The 21,559-nt window shown below is 62.3% G+C and carries 21 protein-coding genes and 1 pseudogene; 16 read left to right on the top strand and 6 right to left on the bottom strand.

The window, feature by feature from the left end; genetic code table 11:
- Positions 1-69: 69 nt before the first annotated feature.
- Positions 70-1,761, top strand: coding sequence for a long-chain-fatty-acid--CoA ligase FadD1 (fadD1, locus tag AC3WP7_RS17095; RefSeq protein WP_092246999.1), 1,692 nt, complete (start codon positions 70-72; stop codon positions 1,759-1,761).
- Positions 1,762-1,816: 55 nt separating this feature from the next.
- Here the strand turns inward: fadD1 and AC3WP7_RS17090 are convergent, their stop codons facing one another.
- Positions 1,817-2,194, bottom strand: a complete 378-nt coding sequence (locus AC3WP7_RS17090; protein WP_016973105.1) for a hypothetical protein — start codon at positions 2,192-2,194, stop codon at positions 1,817-1,819.
- Positions 2,195-2,394: 200 nt separating this feature from the next.
- On the opposite strand from AC3WP7_RS17090, the gene AC3WP7_RS17085 reads away from it, so the two are divergent.
- The 3 genes from AC3WP7_RS17085 to def all read left to right on the top strand — a co-directional run bounded on the left by AC3WP7_RS17085 (position 2,395) and on the right by def (position 4,246).
- Entirely contained in the window at positions 2,395-2,580 is a 186-nt protein-coding gene (locus AC3WP7_RS17085) for a CsbD family protein (RefSeq protein WP_016973106.1), read from the top strand.
- Between the two features lie 169 nt (positions 2,581-2,749).
- Positions 2,750-3,703 carry a YihY/virulence factor BrkB family protein gene (locus AC3WP7_RS17080; RefSeq protein ID WP_058423207.1) on the top strand — a complete coding sequence of 318 codons (954 nt, stop codon included), beginning with the start codon at positions 2,750-2,752 and terminating at the stop codon, positions 3,701-3,703.
- A gap of 3 nt (positions 3,704-3,706) precedes the next feature.
- Entirely contained in the window at positions 3,707-4,246 is a 540-nt protein-coding gene (def, locus tag AC3WP7_RS17075; protein WP_092247002.1) for a peptide deformylase, read from the top strand.
- Positions 4,247-4,321: 75 nt separating this feature from the next.
- On the opposite strand, the gene AC3WP7_RS17070 is transcribed toward def, so the two are convergent.
- Both AC3WP7_RS17070 and AC3WP7_RS17065 read right to left on the bottom strand, forming a co-directional pair.
- Positions 4,322-5,140 carry a class I SAM-dependent methyltransferase gene (locus AC3WP7_RS17070; RefSeq protein ID WP_102592894.1) on the bottom strand — a complete coding sequence of 273 codons (819 nt, stop codon included), beginning with the start codon at positions 5,138-5,140 and terminating at the stop codon, positions 4,322-4,324.
- 59 nt (positions 5,141-5,199) lie between these two features.
- Positions 5,200-5,637, bottom strand: coding sequence for a GNAT family N-acetyltransferase (locus AC3WP7_RS17065; RefSeq protein ID WP_071489464.1), 438 nt, complete (start codon positions 5,635-5,637; stop codon positions 5,200-5,202).
- Between the two features lie 301 nt (positions 5,638-5,938).
- Here AC3WP7_RS17065 and AC3WP7_RS17060 point away from each other — a divergent pair, with 301 nt between their 5' ends.
- The 9 genes from AC3WP7_RS17060 (at position 5,939) to AC3WP7_RS17020 (ending at position 16,439) form a co-directional block, all read left to right on the top strand.
- Positions 5,939-6,868, top strand: coding sequence for a fatty acid desaturase (locus tag AC3WP7_RS17060; protein ID WP_102592895.1), 930 nt, complete (start codon positions 5,939-5,941; stop codon positions 6,866-6,868).
- Positions 6,869-6,877: 9 nt separating this feature from the next.
- A complete protein-coding gene (locus AC3WP7_RS17055) occupies positions 6,878-7,669 on the top strand; it encodes a phosphate/phosphite/phosphonate ABC transporter substrate-binding protein (protein ID WP_093513932.1) in 792 nt (263 codons plus the stop codon).
- 108 nt (positions 7,670-7,777) lie between these two features.
- Positions 7,778-8,287 (top strand): sigma-70 family RNA polymerase sigma factor, encoded by a 510-nt coding sequence (locus AC3WP7_RS17050; protein WP_102592896.1) that lies wholly within the window; start codon positions 7,778-7,780, stop codon positions 8,285-8,287.
- Positions 8,284-9,228 (top strand): FecR domain-containing protein, encoded by a 945-nt coding sequence (locus AC3WP7_RS17045; protein ID WP_093513933.1) that lies wholly within the window; start codon positions 8,284-8,286, stop codon positions 9,226-9,228. The genes AC3WP7_RS17050 and AC3WP7_RS17045 overlap by 4 nt, the downstream gene beginning before the upstream one ends.
- 115 nt (positions 9,229-9,343) lie before the next feature.
- Entirely contained in the window at positions 9,344-11,980 is a 2,637-nt protein-coding gene (locus AC3WP7_RS17040) for a TonB-dependent receptor plug domain-containing protein (RefSeq protein WP_102592897.1), read from the top strand.
- Positions 11,981-12,011: 31 nt separating this feature from the next.
- Positions 12,012-13,025 carry an ABC transporter substrate-binding protein gene (locus AC3WP7_RS17035; protein WP_092247024.1) on the top strand — a complete coding sequence of 338 codons (1,014 nt, stop codon included), beginning with the start codon at positions 12,012-12,014 and terminating at the stop codon, positions 13,023-13,025.
- On the top strand, positions 13,025-13,951 hold the full coding sequence (locus tag AC3WP7_RS17030) for an aliphatic sulfonate ABC transporter substrate-binding protein (protein ID WP_092247027.1): 927 nt from the start codon (positions 13,025-13,027) through the stop codon (positions 13,949-13,951). The genes AC3WP7_RS17035 and AC3WP7_RS17030 overlap by 1 nt, the downstream gene beginning before the upstream one ends.
- A 56-nt stretch (positions 13,952-14,007) precedes the next feature.
- Positions 14,008-15,012: an ornithine cyclodeaminase family protein gene (locus tag AC3WP7_RS17025; RefSeq protein ID WP_102592898.1), complete on the top strand. Its 1,005-nt coding sequence runs from the start codon at positions 14,008-14,010 to the stop codon at positions 15,010-15,012.
- Positions 15,009-16,439 (top strand): aromatic amino acid lyase, encoded by a 1,431-nt coding sequence (locus tag AC3WP7_RS17020; protein WP_102592899.1) that lies wholly within the window; start codon positions 15,009-15,011, stop codon positions 16,437-16,439. The genes AC3WP7_RS17025 and AC3WP7_RS17020 overlap by 4 nt, the downstream gene beginning before the upstream one ends.
- On the opposite strand, the gene gstA is transcribed toward AC3WP7_RS17020, so the two are convergent.
- A complete protein-coding gene (gene gstA, locus AC3WP7_RS17015; protein ID WP_092247036.1) occupies positions 16,379-16,981 on the bottom strand; it encodes a glutathione transferase GstA in 603 nt (200 codons plus the stop codon). The two genes, AC3WP7_RS17020 and gstA, sit on opposite strands and share 61 nt — an antisense overlap.
- A gap of 96 nt (positions 16,982-17,077) precedes the next feature.
- Here gstA and AC3WP7_RS17010 point away from each other — a divergent pair, with 96 nt between their 5' ends.
- The 3 genes and pseudogenes from AC3WP7_RS17010 (at position 17,078) to AC3WP7_RS17000 (ending at position 19,417) form a co-directional block, all read left to right on the top strand.
- Positions 17,078-17,947, top strand: a complete 870-nt coding sequence (locus AC3WP7_RS17010) for a LysR family transcriptional regulator (protein WP_093529864.1) — start codon at positions 17,078-17,080, stop codon at positions 17,945-17,947.
- A 150-nt stretch (positions 17,948-18,097) separates the two neighbouring features.
- Positions 18,098-18,874: pseudogene (locus AC3WP7_RS17005) on the top strand (PAS domain-containing protein); the annotation flags it as partial.
- On the top strand, positions 18,848-19,417 hold the full coding sequence (locus AC3WP7_RS17000; protein ID WP_371918791.1) for a methyl-accepting chemotaxis protein: 570 nt from the start codon (positions 18,848-18,850) through the stop codon (positions 19,415-19,417). The pseudogene AC3WP7_RS17005 and the gene AC3WP7_RS17000, both read left to right, overlap by 27 nt.
- Before the next feature lie 39 nt (positions 19,418-19,456).
- Here AC3WP7_RS17000 and AC3WP7_RS16995 read toward each other — a convergent pair whose 3' ends face one another.
- Both AC3WP7_RS16995 and AC3WP7_RS16990 read right to left on the bottom strand, forming a co-directional pair.
- Positions 19,457-19,954 carry a hypothetical protein gene (locus AC3WP7_RS16995; protein WP_071489477.1) on the bottom strand — a complete coding sequence of 166 codons (498 nt, stop codon included), beginning with the start codon at positions 19,952-19,954 and terminating at the stop codon, positions 19,457-19,459.
- A gap of 133 nt (positions 19,955-20,087) precedes the next feature.
- On the bottom strand, positions 20,088-21,497 hold the full coding sequence (locus AC3WP7_RS16990; RefSeq protein ID WP_102592900.1) for an MFS transporter: 1,410 nt from the start codon (positions 21,495-21,497) through the stop codon (positions 20,088-20,090).
- Positions 21,498-21,559 lie beyond the last annotated feature (62 nt).

Raw genomic sequence — 21,559 nt, 5'->3', positions numbered from 1 at the left:
CACCAATAATAATCGCATCAAATGCGATGATGAATTCGCGTCGCTGACGTCGCTGAGGAGTGGGCTTCCATGAACGAAGACTTTTGGAAGGATAAGTACCCCGCCGGGATTGCCGCAGAAATCAATCCAGACGAGTATCCGAATATTCAGGCGGTACTGAAGCAGTCCTGCCAACGCTTCGCCAACAAACCGGCTTTCAGCAACCTGGGCAAGACCATCACCTACGGTGAATTGTACGAACTGTCCGGCGCCTTCGCCGCGTACCTGCAACAGCACACCGACTTGAAGCCCGGCGACCGAATCGCCGTGCAACTGCCCAACGTCCTGCAATACCCGGTCGCCGTGTTCGGCGCCATCCGCGCCGGCCTGATCGTGGTCAACACCAACCCGCTGTACACCGCGCGGGAAATGGAACACCAATTCAACGACTCTGGCGCCAAGGCCCTGGTGTGCCTTGCCAACATGGCGCACCTGGCGGAAAAGGTCGTGCCCAAGACCGCCGTCAAGCATGTGATCGTCACCGAAGTCGCCGACCTGTTGCCGCCGCTCAAGCGCCTTCTGATCAACAGCGTTATCAAGTACGTGAAGAAAATGGTCCCGGCCTATCACCTGCCCAAGGCGATCAAGTTCAACGACGTGCTGGCCAAGGGGCACGGCCAACCGGTCAGCGATGCCAGTCCGGCCAGCAGCGATGTGGCCGTGCTGCAATACACCGGCGGCACCACCGGCGTAGCCAAGGGCGCGATGCTCACCCACCGCAACCTGGTCGCCAACATGTTGCAATGCAAGGCGCTGATGGGCTCCAACCTGAATGAAGGCTGCGAGATCCTGATCACGCCGCTGCCGCTTTACCACATTTACGCGTTCACCTTTCATTGCATGGCGATGATGCTGATCGGCAACCACAACATCCTGATCAGCAACCCGCGCGACCTGCCGGCGATGGTCAAGGAACTGTCGAAGTGGAAGTTCAGCGGCTTTGTCGGCCTGAACACGCTGTTTGTGGCGCTGTGCAACAACGAGGCGTTCCGCAAGCTGGATTTCTCTGCGCTGAAAGTCACCCTGTCCGGCGGCATGGCCCTGCAACTGGCGGCGGCCGAGCGTTGGAAGGCCGTGACCGGCTGTGGCATCTGCGAAGGCTACGGCATGACCGAGACCAGCCCGGTGGCCACGGTCAATCCGATCCAGCATATCCAGATCGGCACCATCGGCATCCCGGTGCCGTCCACCGTCTGCAAGGTCATCGCCGACGACGGCACCGAACTCGCACTGGGTGAAACCGGCGAGCTGTGCGTCAAAGGCCCGCAAGTGATGAAGGGCTACTGGCAGCGCCAGGACGCCACCGACGAGATGCTCGACAGCGAAGGCTGGCTCAAGACCGGTGACATCGCGATCATCCAGCCGGACGGCTACATGCGCATTGTCGATCGCAAGAAAGACATGATCCTGGTCTCGGGCTTCAACGTATACCCCAACGAGCTGGAAGACGTACTGGCGGGCCTGCCGGGCGTGCTGCAGTGCGCGGCCATTGGTGTGCCGGACGAGAAGTCCGGGGAGCACATCAAGCTTTTTATCGTGGTCAAGCCGGGTGCCACCCTGACCAAGGACCAAGTGATGGAGCATATGCGCGCCAACGTCACGGCCTATAAAGTGCCCAAGGCTGTCGAGTTCCGCGATGCCCTGCCGACCACCAACGTAGGCAAGATCCTGCGGCGTGAGCTGCGTGATGAAGAGTTGAAGAAGCTCGGTCTTAAAAAGTAACGCTATACAAATGTGGGAGGGGGCTTGCCCCCTCCCACATTTTGAACAGCGGTTTCTATAGGGCGAACTGCGCGAAGCTCACGCCAGCCCCGGCGGGGCGCACATCTTTCAAGAACGAGTCCTTGTCCGCGCTCAGCTCCAGAGTGATCTCAGGCTTGCGCTTGCCCGCATTGCGCACCACCAGGCCTTCGAGCTTTTCACGCAGGAACACCGTCGGCACCTTCAGGTGCAGCAACTGATCGGTCTCGGCGTTGTGCATCAACAGGTGGATCCACTCGTACTGGCCCACGGCAATCCGGCCCACTGGCAGGTCGAACCACCAGATGTTGCGCTTGCGGTCCAGGTCGGTGAAGTGGCAGTTGTTGACGCCGAGTACGGCACCGCCCAGTTCGGTGTTTCTGCGGGCGATGGCCTGTGCTTTATTGAGTTTCATAACCTTCCTACGGGATCTGTTATTCAGCGTTGTAGCCTGAATGTGCCGGGCATTCTCGTGGGTTGGCCGCAAAACATAAAGCCAAACCTGCGGTCGGCGATGAAATGCCCGACGAAAATAATTGAAACTCTGCCGAACGGCCCCGGGTCAATCTTTAGGTAATGACCAAAACCCTTTGATTGTTCTTTCGGAGAAATACCATGGGCAGCACAGCGGATAAGGCAAAAGGTTTGAAAGACGAGGCCGTCGGCAATATCAAGCAAGGCGTCGGCAAAGTCACCGGTAATGACAAACTGCGCGCTGAAGGCGTGGTGCAGGAAAAGAAAGGCCAGGTGGAAAAAGCCGTCGGCGATACCAAGGATGCAGTAAAAAAAGCGACCAAATAGGCCTGCTTTTGCGCAACCTGACGGCCATCCACGGATGGCCGTTTTTATGTCACATGGCGTGATTAAAGTTTCGAAATTGTTTCAAGGTCGCCAAATAGGCTACCTTGATGTAGAAAACGGCCCCTGAGTCGCCCACAAACTCAACCTTTATGCGGCGAAAGGAGACGCTATGATTTTTCCAGTTCTCGATGGTCTCAAGCTGCATAAAGTGCTGTTGCGTACCGTCAAGGAATTCGTCGATGACGAAATGCCCACCTACGCTTCGGCACTGGCCTACCAGATGCTGTTCTCGCTGTTCCCCTTCCTGCTGTTCCTGATTGCCCTGATCGGTTTCCTGCACCTGCCGGATTTCTTCACCTGGCTGCGCCTGCAATCGGAGCTGGTGTTGCCGCCCCAGGCCCTCGAGCAGGTCAACCCGGTGATCGACCAGTTGCAGCAATCCAAGGGTGGCCTGCTGTCGGTGGGTATCGTGATTGCGCTGTGGACCGCCTCGGCCGGTGTGCGCCTGATGATGAGCGCGATGAACGCCGCCTACGACGTGGTGGAAGGTCGGCCGATCTGGAAGCGCTTCCCGCTGTCGATTTTCTACACCGTCGGCATCGCCGGCATGTTGCTGGCCGCGGCCGCGCTGATGGTACTGGGCCCGCAAGTGATGGAGTGGCTGGCCGGGCAGATCGGCATGCAGGAATTCGTTGTGACCCTGTGGACCATCCTGCGTTGGCCGTTGATCGTGATTTTGCTGATGTTCGCCGTGGCCCTCATGTACTACGTGATGCCGGACGTCGAGCAGAAATTCCGCTTCATCACCCCAGGCTCCGTGCTGGCGGTGGTGGTGTGGATTGTCGCGTCCCTGGGCTTTGGCTACTACGTCAAAACCTTCGCCGACTACAACGCCATGTATGGCAGTATCGGTGCGATCATCGTGCTGCTCCTGTATTTCTATATTTCCGCCGCCGTGTTGCTGCTGGGGGCGGAAATGAACGCGGTGATCGAACACATGTCCGCCGAAGGCAAGGACCCGGGTGAAAAGGAATTCGATCAGTCCGCGCCGCCTGTCGGCGAAAAACAGCACGTCTCCGGCCTCGGCCGGGACCACTCCAAGCCCACCCCTGACGAAGTCTGATCGATGATCCGTGAAATCCTGAAAATGGGCGACGAGCGCTTGCTGCGCATCGCGCCTCCGGTTCCGCCGGAAATGTTCGACAGCCCCGAGCTGTGGCAATTGATCGATGACATGTTCCAGACCATGGAGCACGTGGGCGGCGTAGGCCTGGCCGCACCGCAGATCGGCGTGGACCTGCAATTGGTGATCTTCGGCTTCGAGGCCAGCGAACGTTACCCGGACGCGCCACCGGTGCCGCAGACGATCCTGATCAACCCGTTGATTACCCCCCTCAGCCCGGTGTTGGAAGAGGGGTACGAAGGTTGTCTGTCCGTACCCGGTATGCGTGGTGCAGTGAACCGCTATCAGCAGATTCGCTATGAAGGGTTTGATCCCAAGGGCGAGCCGATTGTGCGGTTTGCCGACGGTTTTCATGCGCGGGTGGTGCAGCATGAGTGCGATCACCTGATCGGCCGGTTGTACCCGTCGCGGATCACCGACTTCAGCAAGTTCGGGTTTATCGAGGTGATGTTCCCGGACATGGACCCCACCGCCGACGACTAACTCTCAGACATACTGAGATCACCCTGTGGGAGGGGCCAAGCCTCCTCCCACAGGGTGACTGTATTTCAAGGCGGGTTACTGGGTCGGTTTGACGAACCGCAACGTCATCCGATCCGACTCGCCAATCGCCACATACTTCGCTTTGTCCTGCTCTCCCAATTTCAACGTCGGCGGCAACGTCCACACGCCCGCCGGGTAATCCTTGGTGTCCTTCGGGTTGGCATTCACCTCGCTCTGTCCCGCCAGCTTGAACCCGGCATCGGTCGCCAGCTTGACCACCTGCGCGGTGGTCAGGTAGCCGCTGTCCTTGATTGCCTGCAGATCCGCCCCGTCCTTGGCCCGGTGATCTTCCACACCCAGCACACCGCCCGGTTTCAGTACCCGGTAGAACGCACTGAAGGTGGCCGGCGCGGTGCCTGCCGCTACCCAGTTATGCACATTGCGAAACGTCAGCACCGCATCCGCCGAAGCGGGTTTGCCGAATACCGGCGCCTTGGGATCGAACTCCACCACCGAGGCCTTACCGTAGCGCGTAGGGTCGGCCGCGAATTTCTTCTTCAGGTTCTCTTCCGACGTGCGCGCGTAGGCGCTGCTGCTCGCGGCCTGCACGGCGGCGATGTAGTGCCCTTGATCCTTGAGCAACGGCGCCAGTACTTCGCTGTACCAGCCGCCGCCCGGGGTGATCTCGATCACGGTTTGCCTGGCGCCCAGGCCAAAAAACTCCAGGGTCTGTTGCGGGTGGCGATAGCCGTCGCGGGCACTGTTGGCCGGGTCGCGCCAACTGCCGGCCAGCACGCTTTGGTACTGCCGGGCGCTGATCGGTGCGTCGGCGGCCTGGCTCAAGGCCGGGGCGAGCAGGGCGGTGAGGGAGAGAGCTGCGAGCGTCGTTTTCATGATCATCCTGTAAAGGGCCATTGTGCCGCCGAGGCTAGCATGGGCCCTGTACATGCTGATCACACATTATCGGTGGTCGACCTCACCAAACGATCTAAGCCCATCGCGATCATCGGTTTGTTGCGCTTGTAGCGCACCAGCCGTTCGTTGAGCGACTGCGGCAGCAGCGTGTCCTGGGTGAAGCCCATGCGCCGGTACATCCCTTCCAGTTCCGGATGGCACAGCAACCACAACGTACCGTTCACATCAGCCGCAGCCGCCGTGATCAGCCGCGCCGCCAAGCCTTGGCCGCGATAGGCCGGGTCAACGAACACCCCGGTCAACCACTGCCCGCCAACCACGGGCGTGAGGCACAGGCCGGCGACAATCTCGCTGTCGCGCGCCACCCACAAGCGCCCGCCCTTGAGCGCTTTCATCGACGAATTGTGGCTGCGGTAAAACTTGTTCAGCAGGGGCCACAAGGGCTCGGCCAGCGGTTCGATGTGCAATGGGGGCATGGTCTTCAGGCAGCGTGATCAAGGGCCGGGGATTATAAACGCCTTGTGCGAGGCAATAGGTGGTATACCCATGACTGCAACCCCTTAAAGTGGAGTACGCATCATGGCCAAAGGTATGGATTCAAAGAAAGCCGCGAAGAAAAAACCGGCGAAGACCGCGGATGAAAAACGCGCCGACAAGAAAGCCAAGAAAACCGAGACAGGCCTGTTCGGTCACTGAGTTACAAGCTTATAGCCAAACGATCTGCAAGATTTTCCCGCGCCATTGCACAGAGCAGGAAACACCTGCTCTGAGCTGCCGATGGCCCACTACCTTGATCCTGCCCAACGCCGGGAAATCGAAACCCTGGCCCAATGCTTTACCGCCAGAACCGAATGGCCGACCTGGCTACTGTTGATCGGCGTATACGCCGGCTGGTTTGCCGTGATCCTTGGCAGTCACTGGCTGGGCTCGTGGTTGAGCACACTGCTGTTGATCCCGCTCGTGACGCTGTGGTTGTCGGTCCAACACGAACTGCTCCACGGCCATCCCACCCGGTCGCTGCTGCTCAATAAACTTCTCGGCTATGCACCCTTTGCCGTGTGGTACCCCTACACGTTGTACCGCGACAGCCACCTGCTGCACCACAACGACGAAGACCTGACCCTGCCGGGCATCGACCCGGAAAGCCGCTACCTCACCCAGCAGCAATGGGACCACAGCTCGCTGTTCGAACGCGGCGTGCACGGGGTGACCAAGACCGTGCTCGGCCGCTTCCTGCTTTCTGCCCCTTTGGCAATTGGCCGCCTGATCCGCCACGAATGCCAGCGCCTGCCACAGGTATGGCCGATGTGGCTGGCCCACGGTGCCGTCACCATGCTGATGTTGATATTCATCGCCCACTGCAGCGCGCTGTCGGTGGGGCATTACCTGCTGCTGGTCAGCGTGCCGGCCTTGTCCCTGGCCTCGATCCGTTCCTACTATGAACACCGCCCGCACCCCCGGCCCGAGCAACGCAGCGTGCTCAACGAAGCGTCCTGGCCGTGGACCTGGCTGTTCCTCAATAACAACCTGCACCTGGTGCACCACGATTTGCCGAAACTGCCCTGGTACTTGCTGCCCACGGTCTACCGTGCCCGGCGTGAACAATGGATCGCGCGCAGCGGCGGCTTCCTGGTGCAAGGCTACGGCCAGTTGATCGGCCGCCACGGGCTCAAGGCCATCGACAGCCCCCGGCACCCCTTTGCGTGAGAGACGAGCATGAGTGAGCACTACGCCGAACTGCTGATGTATGTCGCGCCCGAGCCGATCCGGCAGGCCAACCAACAGTGGCTGGAGCGCATCCTTGAACACCTCGGACTGCGCCGTCTCAATGCCGATCATCTGGACTTGCCCGGCCTGTGGCTCGCCCCCGAATTGCTGGTGACCCAAACCTGCGGTTATCCACTGATGACCCAATTGCGCGGCCAGGTCCGCGTGATCGGTCGACCGCGCTATGAGCTGCCCCACAGCAGCCGGGGCGAACATTGCAGCCTGTTGCTGACCCGCGACGACAACCCGCGCCACCCTCTGGCGGACTTCTACAACAGCCGTGGCGTGATCAACGGCCACGACTCCAACAGCGGCATGAACCTGTTGCGCGAACGCCTGGCGCCGTTGCAGCGCGACGGGCGTTTCTTCGCCAGTGTCGGCATCAGCGGCGCCCATCGCGAAAGCCTGCGCTGGCTGCGCGAAGACCGTGCCGACCTCGCCGCTATCGACAGCGTGACCTACGACTACCTCGCCCGCTTCGCGCCGCAAGAGGTGGCGGGGCTGCGCATCGTCACCCACAGCGCGCCGAGCCCGACCTTGCCCTACATCGGCCCGCCGGGCTTGAGCGATGAACAGGTGGTCCAGGTCCGCCAGGCGATGAACCAGGCGTTGCAGGACTTACCCGAGGTGGCCGAAACACTGGGCTTGCATGAAGTATTCCCCGCCAGCGAAGACGACTACGCAGTGCTCTTGACCTACCAGGATCAGGCCGTCAGCGTCGGCTATCCTGTACTTCAATAGAGTTATATAAAAATACCTTTTAAATATTATTAAAGAATAAGCAGCCTTGCTAGGATCGCTCCACCGGAACACCGGACATAACGTGCAACCCTCTCAAATGGAGCCACTATGTCCGGCGCCGACACTTCTCACAGCGATTACGTGGGCGGATTGTTCCGCAGTCATTACGGCTGGCTGTGCAGCCGTTTGCACCGCCACCTTGATTCCCGCGCCCACGCCGAAGACATTGCCGCCGACACCTTCGTCCAGCTCCTGAGTGCGCCGAGTGTGGTGCCGATCCGCCAGCCCCGCGCCTTGCTCACTACGATCGCCCAGCGCCTGATGTACCAGCTGTGGCGTCGCCGTGACCTGGAACGTGCCTACCTCGATGCCCTCGACAACGATGCGACGTCTACCGCGCCATCCCCGGAAGAGCTGGCACAAATGCTCGAAGCCCTGCACGCCATCGACCAACTGCTCGACGGCTTGCCGGCCAAGGTCAAGGCGACCTTTTTGCTTTCGCAACTCAATGGCCTGACCTACCCGGAAATCGCCGCCGAGCTGGGGATTTCCCAGCGCTCGGTCAGCGACTACATGACCCGCGCCTTCAACCGTTGCCTGCGGCTGTGCCTGGAATGAACGACGACCTGATCAACGACGCCACGCGCTGGTACGTGCTGCTGCGTTCCGGCCAGGCCACGGCGGGCGACTGGCAGCGCTACCAACTCTGGCGTGCCGCCGACCCACGCCATGACGCGTTGTGCCGGCAGTTGGAAACGCGCCTCGGCGTGTTCCAGATTCCCCAGGCACAAGGGGTCAGCGGCCAGCTGTTGCAGCAGGCATTGGACGCACCGTCCAGCCGTCGCCAGGTGTTACAGGTCGCGCTGGTCGGTGCTGGTGTGGCTGCCGGCGCGACTTGGTTGGCCAAGCCGCTGGGTGTGCCGTTGGCGGACCTCACGGCGGATATCCGCACCGGCACCGGCGAGCGCCGCACCGTCACGTTGGACGACGGCAGCGAGCTGTCGCTCAACGCGCAAAGCGCGGCGGATATTCAGTTCGACCCACAACGGCGCCTGGTGCGCCTGCGCGAAGGCGAGTTGCTGGCCAAGGTGGCTGGCGATCGCATTCGGCCTTTTATGATCCAGACCGACCAGGCGCGTTTGCGTGCCTATGGCAACCGCCTCCTGGTGCGCGAGCGGGCAGGGCAGGGCCAGGTCGTCGCGCTGAACGGCGCGGTGGAAATCGACAGCCAGAACGGCGAGCGCCTGCAACTTGCCGCCGGCCATGAGGTGCACTATGACCGTGCCGGTTTCGGCCCGGTGCAGGCCAGCTCCTCCGGAGCCACGGCCTGGGTCGACGGCTTCCTGCAAGTGCGCGACCGCCCGCTGTCTGAAGTCATCGAGGCGCTGCGGCCTTACCACAATGGCGTGTTGCGCCTGGACCCCTCCGTGGCGGGCCTGCGTGTCAGCGGCCTGTACCGCTTGGACAACCCCCAGCAAATCCTCGATACCCTGGCGCGCACCTTGCCGATCCACATCACTCGCCGCACCGGTCTGTGGGTGAACGTCAATGCCGCGTGACCTTGGTTCTATCGACATAACCAAACGATCTGCAAGTTTTCCCCCGGCCGTGCCACATCACTCCCGTAAGCGCTGCGGGGAGCAGCGTTCTCGAGTTTCCTTGGGGGGAGCCAAAGTGAGTCAGTTCAACCGTGTGCCGCGTCGAACCTTTGCCCTGGTGCCGTTGGCCAGTCTGTTTTTCTCGTTCGCCGCCAGTGCCGAAGAGGCGCGCCAGACCTATCACATTGCCCCTGGCCCGTTGGATGAAGTACTGCTCGATATCAGCCTGCAAAGCGGCCAAGTGATCTCGTTCACGCCACAGTTGGCAAACTATTCTTCGTCCAGCGTAGACGGTTCGCTGTCGGCGCAACAGGCCGTCGATGCCGCACTGAAGGGCACCGGCCTGCACGTCCAGGTCAGCCCGGACGGCGCGTTCATCATCAAGGAAAGCGCGAGCAACAACGCCACCCGCAACGTCAAGGCCCAGACCAGCGCCGCCCAGGCCCCGACCCTGGACCGCGTGGTCGCCATCGGCACCCGGCGCAGTGACGCCACGGCCCTCACCAGCGCCGCGCCGGTGGATGTGATCAACGCCGAAGAACTCAAGCAGACCGGCGCCACCAGCCTCAACCAGGCTTTGTTCCAACTGCTGCCGTCGTTCAACTTTCCGCAGAACCAGAGCGCCACCCGTGGCCAGAACCCCAAGGGCGCTTCCCTGCGCGGGCTGGCCCCGGACCAGACGCTGGTGCTGATCAACGGCAAGCGCCGCCATGCTTCGGCGGTGGTGAACATCTCCGGTGGCGTACCGTTCATTGGCGCGCAGCCGGTGGACCTGGACATGATCCCCATCAGCAGCATCGACCACGTCGAAGTGCTGCGCGATGGCGCCTCGGCGCAATACGGTTCGGATGCGGTGGCGGGCGTGGTCAACATCGTGCTCAAGGAGCGTGACAGCGGCGGCCAGGTCAACACCCAGCTGGGCAAATACGCCCAGGGCGACGGCTTCAGCAAGACCACCGATGGCTGGTACGGCCTGGGCTTGCCGGGGGATGGTTTCCTCACGCTGAGCTTCAACACCCTCAACAACAAACCCACCGACATTGGCGACAAATATGTCGCCGACGGCCAACTGCAAGACCCCCGCTGGGGCGGTGCCGGGCGCGATAAATTCAACCTGGCGGCGAATGCCGAAATCGGCCTGAACGACCAGTGGCGGCTCTACAGTTTCGCCACCTTCGGCCAGGACAAGTCGGTGAACAACACGCCGCCGCTGCTGGCCAACAACCCGAACAACGTGCCGGGCATCTACCCCAACGGCACCATTCCCAAGTACCGCTACCGCTATGAAGACGGTGCGCTGACCGTCGGCACCCGCTACGAAGACGAGACCCTCGGCCGCTTCGACCTCAGTGCCACCTATGGGCGCGACCAGCACGATGAACTGGCCTTCAACACGGTCAACCCCAGCTACGGCTTGAACAGCCCGACCCAGTTCGACGTGGCCACCCTGGTCAACGAGCAGACCAACCTCGGCCTGGATTACGCCAAGGATCTGGACGTCAACTGGTCGAGCCATCCGCTGACCGTCTCGGCGGGCATTGCCTACCGCCATGAGCAATATCGGCTGGAAGAGGGCGACTACGAGTCTTACTCCTTTGGCGGCATCAGCGGCGTGCAGGTCGGTGCGGTGCAAGCCTCCGGGCTCACGCCGGATGACGCCGGCACCTACAAGCGTGATGTCGGCGGTGTGTACTTCGGCCTCGAACATCAGCTCACCGATAAATTCCAGATCGGCCTGGCCGGGCGTACCGAGCACTACTCGGACTTCGGTTCGGCCACCACCGGCAAGCTCTCGGCGCGTTATGACTTCACCCCGCAGGTGGGCCTGCGCGCCACGGTGAACAACTCCTTCCGCGCACCGACCCTGGGCCAGATCGGCACGTCGTGGACCACCACCACCAACGTCGACATCAACGGCAACCCGGTGTTGACGCGCATGCTGCCCGCCGACAACCCGGCCGCCCGTGCCTTGGGCGCCGAGCCGCTCAAGCCCGAGAAGTCCACCAACTACTCCCTGGGCCTGGTGCTGCGGCCGGTCGAAAACGCGTCCCTGACCGTTGACGCTTACCAGATTTCGATCCGTGACCGCCTGCTCTACAGCGGCGGCATTTCCGGGCCGCGCGCCGAACAGATCCTGCAGCAGGCCGGGTTTGGCCAGTACACCTGGGCGCAGTTCATGACCAATGCGGCCAATACGCGCACGCGGGGTGTCGACATCGTCGGCAAGTACAACCTGGACCTGGCGCAGTACGGCGCATTGAGCCTGTCGGCCGGTTACACCAGGGCGCGCACCACGATTGAGAAGGTCCACGAGAACCCCAACGGTTTCGACATCCTCACCCGCGAAGCCCGTGGTTTCCTCGAGCACGGTTACCCCGAAGACAAGCTGGTGCTCGGCGCCACCCACCGCATCGGCGCCTGGACCATCGCCCTCAGCGAAACCCGCTACGGCGAGTACCGCAAATACGCCGCCAGCGCAGCCAACGCCCAGTACGACCAGACCTTCGCCGCGCAATGGAACACCGACCTGGACGTGAACTACGCGTTCACCCAGCAACTGCGCCTGTCGATCGGCGCCAACAACCTGTTCGACAGCAAACCCGACGACTTCAACACCCGCCTGCGCCAGACCCCGGGCCAGCAGTACAGCTACCTGTCGCCGTCGGCGCCGGAAGGGGCGTTCTACTACACGCGGCTCAGTTATGACTTTTAACGAACATCACCGCACAACTATGAGGTTGCCGATGAAGCATCTGAAGAAACTCCTGGGCGGCGGCCTGCTGGCCCTGAGCCTGCTGTCCCCAACCGTCCACGCCACCGAAGCCGTCAAACCCATCCACTTCGGTGACATCACCTGGGAAAGCGGCAGCCTGATCACCGAGGTGCTGCGCCTGATCGTCGAGAAGGGCTACGGCTTGCCCACCGACACCCTGCCCGGCAGCACCGTGAGCCTGGAAGCCGCCCTGGCCAAGGACGATATCCAGGTGATCGGCGAAGAGTGGGCCGGGCGCAGTCCGGCGTGGGTCAAGGCGGAAAACGAGGGCAAGGTGTTCGGCCTGGGCGACACGGTCAAAGGCGCTACCGAAGGCTGGTGGGTGCCGGAGTTCGTGATCAAGGGCGATGCGGCGCGCGGTATCAAGCCCCTGGCGCCGGACCTGAAGTCGGTGGCCGACCTGCCGCGCTACAAGGATGTGTTCCGCGACCCCGAAGATCCGAGCCGTGGGCGCTTCCTCAACAGCCCCACCGGCTGGACCTCGGAGATCGTCAACAGCCAGAAACTCAAGGCCTACAAACTCACTGACAGCTTCGTCAACTTCCGCACCGGCTCCGGCGCGGCGCTGGATGCCGAAGTGGCCTCGTCGATCCGCCGTGGCAAGCCGGTGTTGTTCTACTACTGGTCGCCAACGCCGCTGCTGGGCCGGTTCAAGCTGGTCAAGCTGGAAGAGCCGCCGTTCAACGCTGATGCCTGGAAGACCCTGTCCGACGCGAAAAACCCCAACCCCATCGGCACCCGCTCGATGCCGGCACGCCTGGCGATTGGTGTGTCGGCGCCGTTCAAGGCGCAGTACCCGCAACTGGTGAGTGTGTTTGAAAAGGTCGACCTGCCGATTGATCTGCTCAACGGCATTCTCGGCGACATGAGCGAGAAACGCACGCCGCCCCGCCAGGTGGCTGAGGCGTTCCTCAAGGACCATCCAGACGTCTGGCAACAATGGGTGCCGGCGGATGTCGCGGCCAAGGTCAAGGGAGCGCTCTGATGCTTAAAGTCTTCGCTGCAGCTGTACTTTCGTTGATCGCCGGTCACGTGCTGGCGGCCGAGCCCTCCACCTTGCGCATCGGTTACCAGAAAAGCTCGGTGAGCATGGTGTTGGCCCGTGAGCACAAACTCTTCGAAGCGGCGCTGCCCGGCACGCAGGTGCAGTGGATCGAATTCCTCGGTGGCCCGCCGCTGATCGAAGCGCTGAATGGCGGCAGCCTGGACATCGGCAATATCGGCGACATCCCGCCGATCTTTGCCCAGGCCGCCGGCATCGACTTGCAATACTTCGCCGTCGAGCCCAACGAGGGCAAGACCGAAGCGGTGCTGGTGCCCAAGGCCAGTCCGGTGCAGAGCGTGGCTGAACTGAAGGGCAAGCGCGTGGCGCTGCTCAAGGGCTCCAGCGCGCACAACCTGTTCCTCAAAAGCCTGCTGCGCGCCGGCCTGCAATGGAAGGACGTGAACGTGGTGTACCTGTCGCCGTCCGATGGTCGTGCTGCGTTCGAGCAAGGCAAAGTCGATGCCTGGGTGGTGTGGGACCCGTACTACTCCGCCGCCGTGGTCGACGGCTCCGCCCGTGTGCTGGGTGACGGCCAGGGCCTCAACCCGGCCGGCAGTTTCTTTGTGGTCAGCAGCCCGTTTGCCAAGCAGTACCCGCAGTCCATCGGCACGATCATCCAGACCCTGGGCAAGGCGCAGCGCCTGTCCCTCGACAAGCCCGAAGAAAGCATCGCACTGATGGCCAAGACCCTGGGCCTGCAACCGGCGGTGGTGAAAAGCTACTTCGAACACCGCTCCCCCGCGCCGATCCGGCCGCTGCAAGCCTCGGACGTCGCGACCCAGCAACGCACGGCGGACCTGTTCTTCGCCAACGGCCTGATCCCGAAAAAGGTCGACGTGCAGCAAGCCGTCTTCAAGGCGCCATGAATGTGTGGTGAGCGGGCTTGCCACAACCACAAAAGCCCTTAATCAGTGAGCAGACCATGCAACCGATCTACATCGATTTTCTCAACGGCCTCGACATCGACGAACTGGGTCTCTCCAACGATGAAATCCTTAGCGCCATCGAAGCCAGCCTGGCGATCCAGGGCCGTGGCGAGGCGGTGATCGAGCCGCGTACCCACCTGATTCCCGGTGGCGAGATCAACGGCCACTTCAACGTGCTGCGCGGTGTGCTTGGCGGCGCTATCGGTTATGCCGGGGTCAAGGTGGTTGGGGATTTTGTCGACAACTATCGCAAGGGCCTGCCCTCGGAACTGGCGATTCTCAACCTGCTGGACCCGGCCACCGGGATTCCCAGGGCCATCCTGGATGCCTCGGCGATCACCGATATGCGCACCGGCGCGGTCACGGCCATCGGCGCCAAATACCTGGCCCGACCCGACAGTAAAGTGCTGGCGCATATCGGCGCGCGCGGCACGGCCTACTGGAACGTGCGCCTGCTGGATCACCTGTTCGACTTCGACGAAATCCGCGTGCACTCGCGCCGCAGTGAAAGCAGCGAGGCCTTTGCCGAGCGCCTGCGCCGGGACCTGGGCAAGCCGGTGATCGTCACCGACGATTGGGAATCCGCCGTGCGTGGTGCCGACATCGTCGTCGAGGCCTCGCGCCTGGAACAGCCCGAACCACTGTTGCGCACCGAATGGATCAAACCCGGCGCCTTCGTGGTGCCCTACGGCACCATGAGCGCGGTGGAACTGTCGCTCACCGACATCATGAGCAAGGTGGTGGTGGATGATTGGGGCCAGTGCAAGGGTGGTCTGTTCGGTTCGTTGCGTGCCCATGTCGATGCAGGAAAACTCAGCGCCGAGACCCTGCATGCCGAGTTAGGCCAGATCGTGGCCGGCTTGAAGAATGGCCGGGAAACCCCCGAGGAAACCATCCTGTTCTGGCATCGCGGGCTGAGCCTCAGTGATATCGCATTGGGCCATGCGCTGCTGGAGAAATCCAGGCGCCTGGGCATCGGCCAGCGGTTGCGCTGGGCATGATTCACTTCGATCCCCAAGGCTTGGTGCTGGCGGATTTGCTGGCGATTGCGCGGCAGGATATACCGGCGGATTTCAGTCAATCGGCACGTCAACGTATCGACGAAGGCCATCGGCTGCTGGTGAAACTGGCGGCTGACGGCACGCCGATCTATGGCGTCAACACCGGCCTTGGCGCGGCGGTGGATACGCCGGTGGCGCCGGTGCAGGCGAGCATTCCGTTGGGGCGTGCGGTGGGGGTGGGGCGCCTTGCCAATCGCCAGGAGTTGCGCGCCATCACCGCGGCGCGCCTGGCCGGGTTGGCCCAGGGTCGCTCGGGGATTTCACCGGCAGCGGCGCAGGCATTGCTGGACCTGCTCAACTCGGGCGTCGAGCCCGAGGTGCCGTTGCTGGGTTCCCTGGGCGAAAGCGACCTGGCGCCATTGTCGCACCTGAGCCTGGCGCTGGCGGTGCCTTTGACCGGTAAGGATGGCTTGGCGCTGGTCTCGGCGAATGCCGCCAGCGTTGGGCTCGGTGCGTTGCTGGTGGCTGAGGCGCAGCAGGCGTTGGAGGCTGTGCTCGCGGCGCTGGCGTTGTCGTGTGAAGGCTACCGCGCCAATCTCAGTGCGTTCCAGCCATGGGCCTCACGCCTGCGCCCGGCCCCGGGGCAAACCGAGCAATCGGTGGCGCTGTTGCGCTTGCTGGCGGGGGGCGAGTTGGCGGACAGCCCACGTCGCCTGCAAGACCCACTGAGCTTTCGCTGCGCCACGGTGGTCCAGGGCGCGGCGCAGCAGGCGTTGCACCAGTTGCATGAGCTGATCGAACTGGAACTGCGCAGCGGCGCGGACAACCCGGGGTTGATCAGCGAGGAAGCGCTGGTGTTGGCCACGGCGAATTTCGACAGCACGCATCTGGCACTCGCCGCAGAAGGGCTGGGCCTGGCGCTGAATCGAGTGGCGGCGTGCAGTGCAGAACGCATCGCCAAGTTGCTCTCGCCTGGCTCCAGTGACTTGCCGCGCTTCCTGATCACTCAACCAGGTCATGTCGGCATGGCCGCGTTGCAGCGCACCAGTTCGGCGCTGGTCGCGGAAATCGGACACTTGGCCAATCCGCTGCCGGCGGTGAGCGTGCCGGTGGCGGATCGTGTCGAAGACTATGCGGGGCAGGCCTTGGCGGTGGTCGACAAGACCCGGCGGTTGGTCGAGCGGGTCGTGTGGCTGGCCAGCATCGAGCTGATCGTCGCGGCGCAGGCGGTGGACCTGCGGGGTGCGTTGCGATTGGGGCAGGGCTCCGGGCAGATCCATGCCGAGGTGCGCAGCCAGGTGGCGCACCTGGATCAGGATCGCTCGGGCTCGGTGGATGTGTTGGCGCTGAGCCGCTTCATCTCAACTCATGGGTTTTCAGCGGCCAATGCGGCAACCACCGCAGGTCGCTCACCCACGCGTTGCTGAAACGCCGCCAGCGCCGGCCACCGGCCCAGGTCAATTGCGTGAAACGCGGCCCAGCGCAGCACCACGAACAGGTAGGCATCCGCCACCGAGTAGTGCGACCCCAGCAGGTAATCCTGGCGCTCCAGCGTTTGCACCAGCACCGCGAAACGCTTGAAGAGTGTGGCCTCGAACAGCGCGCGCACGTCGCCCTGGATCGCGTCGTTGAAGAACACCGCCAGGCCGCCATGAATCTCGGTGGCGATAAAATTCAGCCATTCCTGCAAACGCACCCGCTCCCAGCTGCCATTGGCAGGGGCCAGGCCGGCGGCGGGTTTCAGGTCGGCGAGGTATTGCAGGATCGCGCTGGCTTCGGTCAGTACCTGGCCGTTGTCCAGTTTCAGGGCGGCGACGTAGCCCTTGGGGTTGATCTGCAGGAAGTCCTCGCCCTCGGCGGTGATCTTGGCCTGGTTATCGACCAGCACCAGGTCGAACGGCAACGCCAATTCGCGCAACACGATATGCGGGGCGAGGGAACAGGCGTGAGGGAAGAAATACAGTTTCATCTGGGGCAGCTCCGTTGAATTTGCGCCAGTCTCGCGGGCGTGGCACCGTGCGTAAAATTAAACCTTCAGACCCCTGCCATAAGGACAGCTACTGCCATGATGAACCTGATGCACTGGCGCCTGCTGGTTGCCGTGGCCGATCACGGCAGCATCACCGCCGCCGCCGAGCGGGTAGGCATGACCCAGTCCGCTGCCAGCCAGGCCATGGCCGGCATGGAGGCGACGCTGGGCGCGCAACTGTTCACCCGTGAACCGCGCAAGACCTTGCCTACGGCGTTGGGCTTGAGTGTGATCGAACAGGCGCGGGTGATGCTCGGTGCCTTGCAGGCGATCCGCAGCACCGTGGACGAAGCCAGGCCCATGCTGCGGGGGACGATTCGCATCGCCAGTTTCCCGAGGGTGCTGGCGACGTTTCTGACACCCGCGTTGCAACGTTTTGCGCAGCTCTATCCCGGCATCGAGGTCACCACCCTGGATGTCACCGACAACGAAGTACTCACCCTGCTCGACACCGGCCTCATCGACCTGGGCGTGGTGCTCAACCCCGCGCCCGAGCGCAATGCCACCGTGTTGGGCCGTGACTTATGGATGGCCGTGCTGCCAGCGAACCATGCCCTGGCGCAACGCCCGGCTGATGCGTGTGTGTCGCTTGAGGAGTTACTGGAGCAGCCTTTCGTACTGGCCACCGGTGGCTGTACCGCCAATGCCCGCAGCCTGGGGGCCGCAGCGGGGCTGACCCTGCGGGATATCCGCGTGGAAGTGCGCGAATGGAACAGTGCCTTCAGCCTGGTGCGCGAGGGGGTTGGCGTTACGCTGGTGCCGGAAATGGCCCTGCCCATCCAGCGTAAGGGGTTGCGGGTGATGGCACTGAAGGTGCCGCTGCACCGTGAATTTGCCTTGGTCGGTACGCCAAATCGTCCACCTTCAGCCGCCGCCCGTGCATTGTTAGAAATGCTGGCTGAATAGTAGCTTGCAGAGTGCCAAGCCCTGTCTATGCTCATCCAGAACCGTTGATGACGCTTGGCATATAAAGCGATTTGGATGGTTTGCGACTGTATTCGATCCGTGAATGGAATGCGCCCCGCCAGGCGCTGGTAATTGAAGGGTGATCCGAACATGTTCAACCTCCACCACAAATCCGACCTGCAGCAAATCGAACGTTTCTCCTGCGCCCTGTCCGAATCCAACGCCAAGCTCGCCGCCATCAGCCGTTCCATGGCCATGATCGAATTCGACCCTGGCGGCGTGATCCTCGACGCCAATGACAACTTCTGCAAAACCATGGGCTACAGCGTTGAAGACATCCGTGGCAAACATCACCGCATCTTTTGCGACGAGGCTTACACCCACACCGACGCCTACGCCAAGCTATGGCACGACCTGGCGCGGGGCGAGGCGCTCAGCGGCACCTTCATGCGCTTGAACAAGCACGGCCAGGAAGTGTGGCTCGAAGCCAGCTACATGCCGGTGCTGGACAAGGACAATCACGTGCAGAGCGTGATCAAGGTCGCTTCGGATATTTCCGCGCGGGTTCACCATGAACATGAAAACCAGAGCCTGATCGATGCCATTAGCCGTTCCATGGCGGTAATCGAGTTCACTCCCCAGGGCCAGATCCTCAACGCCAACGAAAACTTCCTGAAAACCGTGCAGTACTCCCTGGATGAAATCGTCGGCCAGCACCACAGCCTGTTCTGCCATCGCCGTGACGTCGAGTCGCCAGCCTACAAGGCGTTCTGGGCGTCCCTGAACCGCGGCGAGTACCACTCGCACCGTTTCGAGCGCAAAGACAAATACGGCAAGACATTGTTCCTGGAGGCGTCCTACAACCCGATCTTCGACGCCAGCGGGCGCCTGTACAAAGTGGTGAAGTTCGCCAGCGACATTACCGACCAGGTCACCACCCTGCGCAACGCCGCCGACTCGGCTCACGCGACGTCAGTGCAAAACGATGTCTGCGCGCGCAAGGGCTCGGAGGTGGTGCAGCAGACCGTGCAGATCATTGAAGAAATTTCCAACGACCTGAACCAGGCGGCGCAGAGCATTGATGCGGTGAACAAGCAATCGGACATCATCGGCAGCATCGTGCAGACCATCCGCAGTATTGCCGAACAGACCAATATGCTCGCGCTCAATGCGGCGATTGAAGCGGCGCGGGCGGGCGAGCATGGGCGCGGCTTTGCGGTGGTGGCCGATGAAGTGCGCAGCCTCGCGGCACGTACCAGCCAGGCGACGGTGGAGATTGTCGATGTGGTGCGCAAGAACCACGACCTGTCGCTGAGCGCGGTGTTGAGCATGCAGTCGAGCTTGAGCCGCACGGGGCTGGGGGTGGAACTGGCGAATGAGGCGGGGCAGGTGATCCTGGAAATCCAGGAAGGGTCACGGCATGTGGTGGATGCGATCGGGCAGTTCAACTCGACATTGCAACTGCAATAGCCTGCAGGAGCGCGTTCGCTCCCGCAGGGGCGGATGGCGTCAGATCGCAGCCAGGGTTTCTTTGACTGTCTGCGCCTGCGGCTCAGCGGTTTTCGCCGCTACTTGCTGTTCTTGCTGCTGCTTCAGGCGTTCAGCCACCTGCTTGGAAATAGCGTCCTGCTTTTCCTGGGACATGTTCTGCACATCCGCCTCGGTCAAACCCTGCTCCTTGAGCAATTGCTCGCGGATACGCTCGGCCGGGGATTTGCTCATGTAGTCCGTGAATTCGGCACGTGCGCCGGAGGTGGCGCTGGTAGCCGGCACATCCGAGGTCGCCGCGCTGGTCTGCAACTGCACACGTGTCTTGGCGAAGGCTTCGTCGATGCGGTCGGCGGCCTTGTCCAGTTCCTTCTGCGCGGCCGGCACGGTCACGCTTTGCTGCGCGGCCTGCAGGGCACCGCTGTACAGCGCGCTGGCGGCGGCGTTGGCGGGGTCCATGTCGGGCCGTTTGATCTGTTGAACGGTCGACACGGCTTGGGTGTTGTTGTTAACCAGCATGATCGGTCACCTGTGGAAATGTGCGGTGCCACAGGTGGAGCAAATAGCGTGCCGGGCGTGAAGTGCCCGGTTTTATTGGGGATGGCGTGGCCTGCGCGGCAAGGGTTGTCCTGCCGGCGGCCAGCCGTTGCCGTCAATGGGCGATGTGTTCCAGCGCCAGGTTCCGCGTACGCGGCCCGAACCAACTGATGGTGATCATCACGATCAGCATGCTGCTTGCAATGAACGCCAACACTCCAGGCGTGCCCAGATGCTCGAGGATAAAACCGATCAACAAGCTGCTGAACACGGTGGACAAACGGCTGAACGAGTAACAGAAACCCACCGCCCGTGCGCGGATGTTGGTGGGGAACAGCTCGCTCTGATAGGAGTGGTAGCTGAAGCTCAGCCAGGCGTTGCAGAAGGTGATCATCACCCCGCAGATCACCAGACCCACCGCCGTGGTTTGCAGGGCGAACAGGCTGCCGAAGATCATCGCGCCCAGCGCCGATCCGACGATTTGCCATTTGTTTTCAAAGCGATTGGCGACCTTCACGAACAGCAGCGGCCCCAACGGGTAGGCGAGGGTGATGATGAAGGCGTAGAGCAAACTGTGGGTCACGCTGACGCCCTGGCCGGACAGCAACGCCGGCAACCAATTGCCGAAGCCGAAGAAACCGATGGCCTGGAACACATGAAACACGATCAGCATCAACGCACGGCGGCGGTACGGCGGTTGCCAGATATCGGCAAAGCGGCCACTGCCTTGCACGCTGACGGCTTGCGGCTCGGGTTCGTCCAGCGGTTTGCCGTGGTCTTTCTGGCAGCGTGCTTCCAGGTTGTCCATGATCGTCCCCGCTTCTGCGAAGCGGCCCTTTTGCGCAAGCCAGCGCGGTGACTCTGGCAGGCGCTTGCGCAGTTGCCAGATAAACAGCGCAAACACCGCACTGCTCAGCACCACCCAGCGCCAGCCCGACACGCCGAATGGCGCTTGCGGCACCAACCACCACGACATCAATGCCACCGCCGGCACCGACAGGAACTGGATGAAAAACGCAAAGGCAAACGCCGAGCTGCGCATGCGCTTGGGCACCAGTTCCGAGAGGTAGGCGTCGATGGTCACCAGTTCGATACCCAGGCCGATCCCCACCAGGAAACGCATGCCGATGATGCCCAGCGCTGACGTTTGAAGCCCCATCAACACGGTAGCGACGGTGTACCAGATCAACGCAAAGGTGAAGATCGCCCGGCGCCCGAAGCGGTCGGCGATGGGGCTTAGCAGGCTGGCGCCAAGGAACAGACCGAGAAAGGTCGCCGAGGCGAAGGCGGCCTGATCCGAGAAGCCGAACACACCCTCGCTGCCGGTGTGGAAAATCCCGTCGCTGATCAGGCCGGGGCTGATGTAGGCGGTCTGGAACAGGTCATACAGCTCGAAAAAACCACCGATGGACAGCAGCGCGAACAGGCGCCAGACGGTGGCGACGGCGGGCAGGCGGTCAATGCGTGCGCTGATGTGGGCGGCGCGGATCGGGTCGATGCCGTCGGTGCTAGAGAGTACGGGCATGGGAAAACTCAATAAGTGATCGGAATCTCGACTGTTTGAAACGCGCCATCCTGGGGATGCTT

Source organism: Pseudomonas sp. FW305-3-2-15-C-LB1, from assembly GCF_058787615.1.
The sequence above is the reverse complement of the archived record's forward strand: the minus strand, read 5'-3'. Positions and strand labels throughout refer to the sequence as shown.

Excerpts from the sequence above, each read along its gene's own strand:
- fadD1 (WP_092246999.1), top strand. The coding sequence starts at position 70 with ATGAACGAAGACTTTTGGAAGGATAAGTACCCCGCCGGGATTGCCGCA.
- AC3WP7_RS17090 (WP_016973105.1), bottom strand. The coding sequence starts at position 2,194 with ATGAAACTCAATAAAGCACAGGCCATCGCCCGCAGAAACACCGAACTG.
- AC3WP7_RS17085 (WP_016973106.1), top strand. The coding sequence starts at position 2,395 with ATGGGCAGCACAGCGGATAAGGCAAAAGGTTTGAAAGACGAGGCCGTC.
- AC3WP7_RS17080 (WP_058423207.1), top strand. The coding sequence starts at position 2,750 with ATGATTTTTCCAGTTCTCGATGGTCTCAAGCTGCATAAAGTGCTGTTG.
- def (WP_092247002.1), top strand. The coding sequence starts at position 3,707 with ATGATCCGTGAAATCCTGAAAATGGGCGACGAGCGCTTGCTGCGCATC.
- AC3WP7_RS17070 (WP_102592894.1), bottom strand. The coding sequence starts at position 5,140 with ATGAAAACGACGCTCGCAGCTCTCTCCCTCACCGCCCTGCTCGCCCCG.
- AC3WP7_RS17065 (WP_071489464.1), bottom strand. The coding sequence starts at position 5,637 with ATGCCCCCATTGCACATCGAACCGCTGGCCGAGCCCTTGTGGCCCCTG.
- AC3WP7_RS17060 (WP_102592895.1), top strand. The coding sequence starts at position 5,939 with ATGGCCCACTACCTTGATCCTGCCCAACGCCGGGAAATCGAAACCCTG.
- AC3WP7_RS17055 (WP_093513932.1), top strand. The coding sequence starts at position 6,878 with ATGAGTGAGCACTACGCCGAACTGCTGATGTATGTCGCGCCCGAGCCG.
- AC3WP7_RS17050 (WP_102592896.1), top strand. The coding sequence starts at position 7,778 with ATGTCCGGCGCCGACACTTCTCACAGCGATTACGTGGGCGGATTGTTC.
- AC3WP7_RS17045 (WP_093513933.1), top strand. The coding sequence starts at position 8,284 with ATGAACGACGACCTGATCAACGACGCCACGCGCTGGTACGTGCTGCTG.
- AC3WP7_RS17035 (WP_092247024.1), top strand. The coding sequence starts at position 12,012 with ATGAAGCATCTGAAGAAACTCCTGGGCGGCGGCCTGCTGGCCCTGAGC.
- AC3WP7_RS17030 (WP_092247027.1), top strand. The coding sequence starts at position 13,025 with ATGCTTAAAGTCTTCGCTGCAGCTGTACTTTCGTTGATCGCCGGTCAC.
- AC3WP7_RS17025 (WP_102592898.1), top strand. The coding sequence starts at position 14,008 with ATGCAACCGATCTACATCGATTTTCTCAACGGCCTCGACATCGACGAA.
- AC3WP7_RS17020 (WP_102592899.1), top strand. The coding sequence starts at position 15,009 with ATGATTCACTTCGATCCCCAAGGCTTGGTGCTGGCGGATTTGCTGGCG.
- gstA (WP_092247036.1), bottom strand. The coding sequence starts at position 16,981 with ATGAAACTGTATTTCTTCCCTCACGCCTGTTCCCTCGCCCCGCATATC.
- AC3WP7_RS17010 (WP_093529864.1), top strand. The coding sequence starts at position 17,078 with ATGATGAACCTGATGCACTGGCGCCTGCTGGTTGCCGTGGCCGATCAC.
- AC3WP7_RS16995 (WP_071489477.1), bottom strand. The coding sequence starts at position 19,954 with ATGCTGGTTAACAACAACACCCAAGCCGTGTCGACCGTTCAACAGATC.
- AC3WP7_RS16990 (WP_102592900.1), bottom strand. The coding sequence starts at position 21,497 with ATGCCCGTACTCTCTAGCACCGACGGCATCGACCCGATCCGCGCCGCC.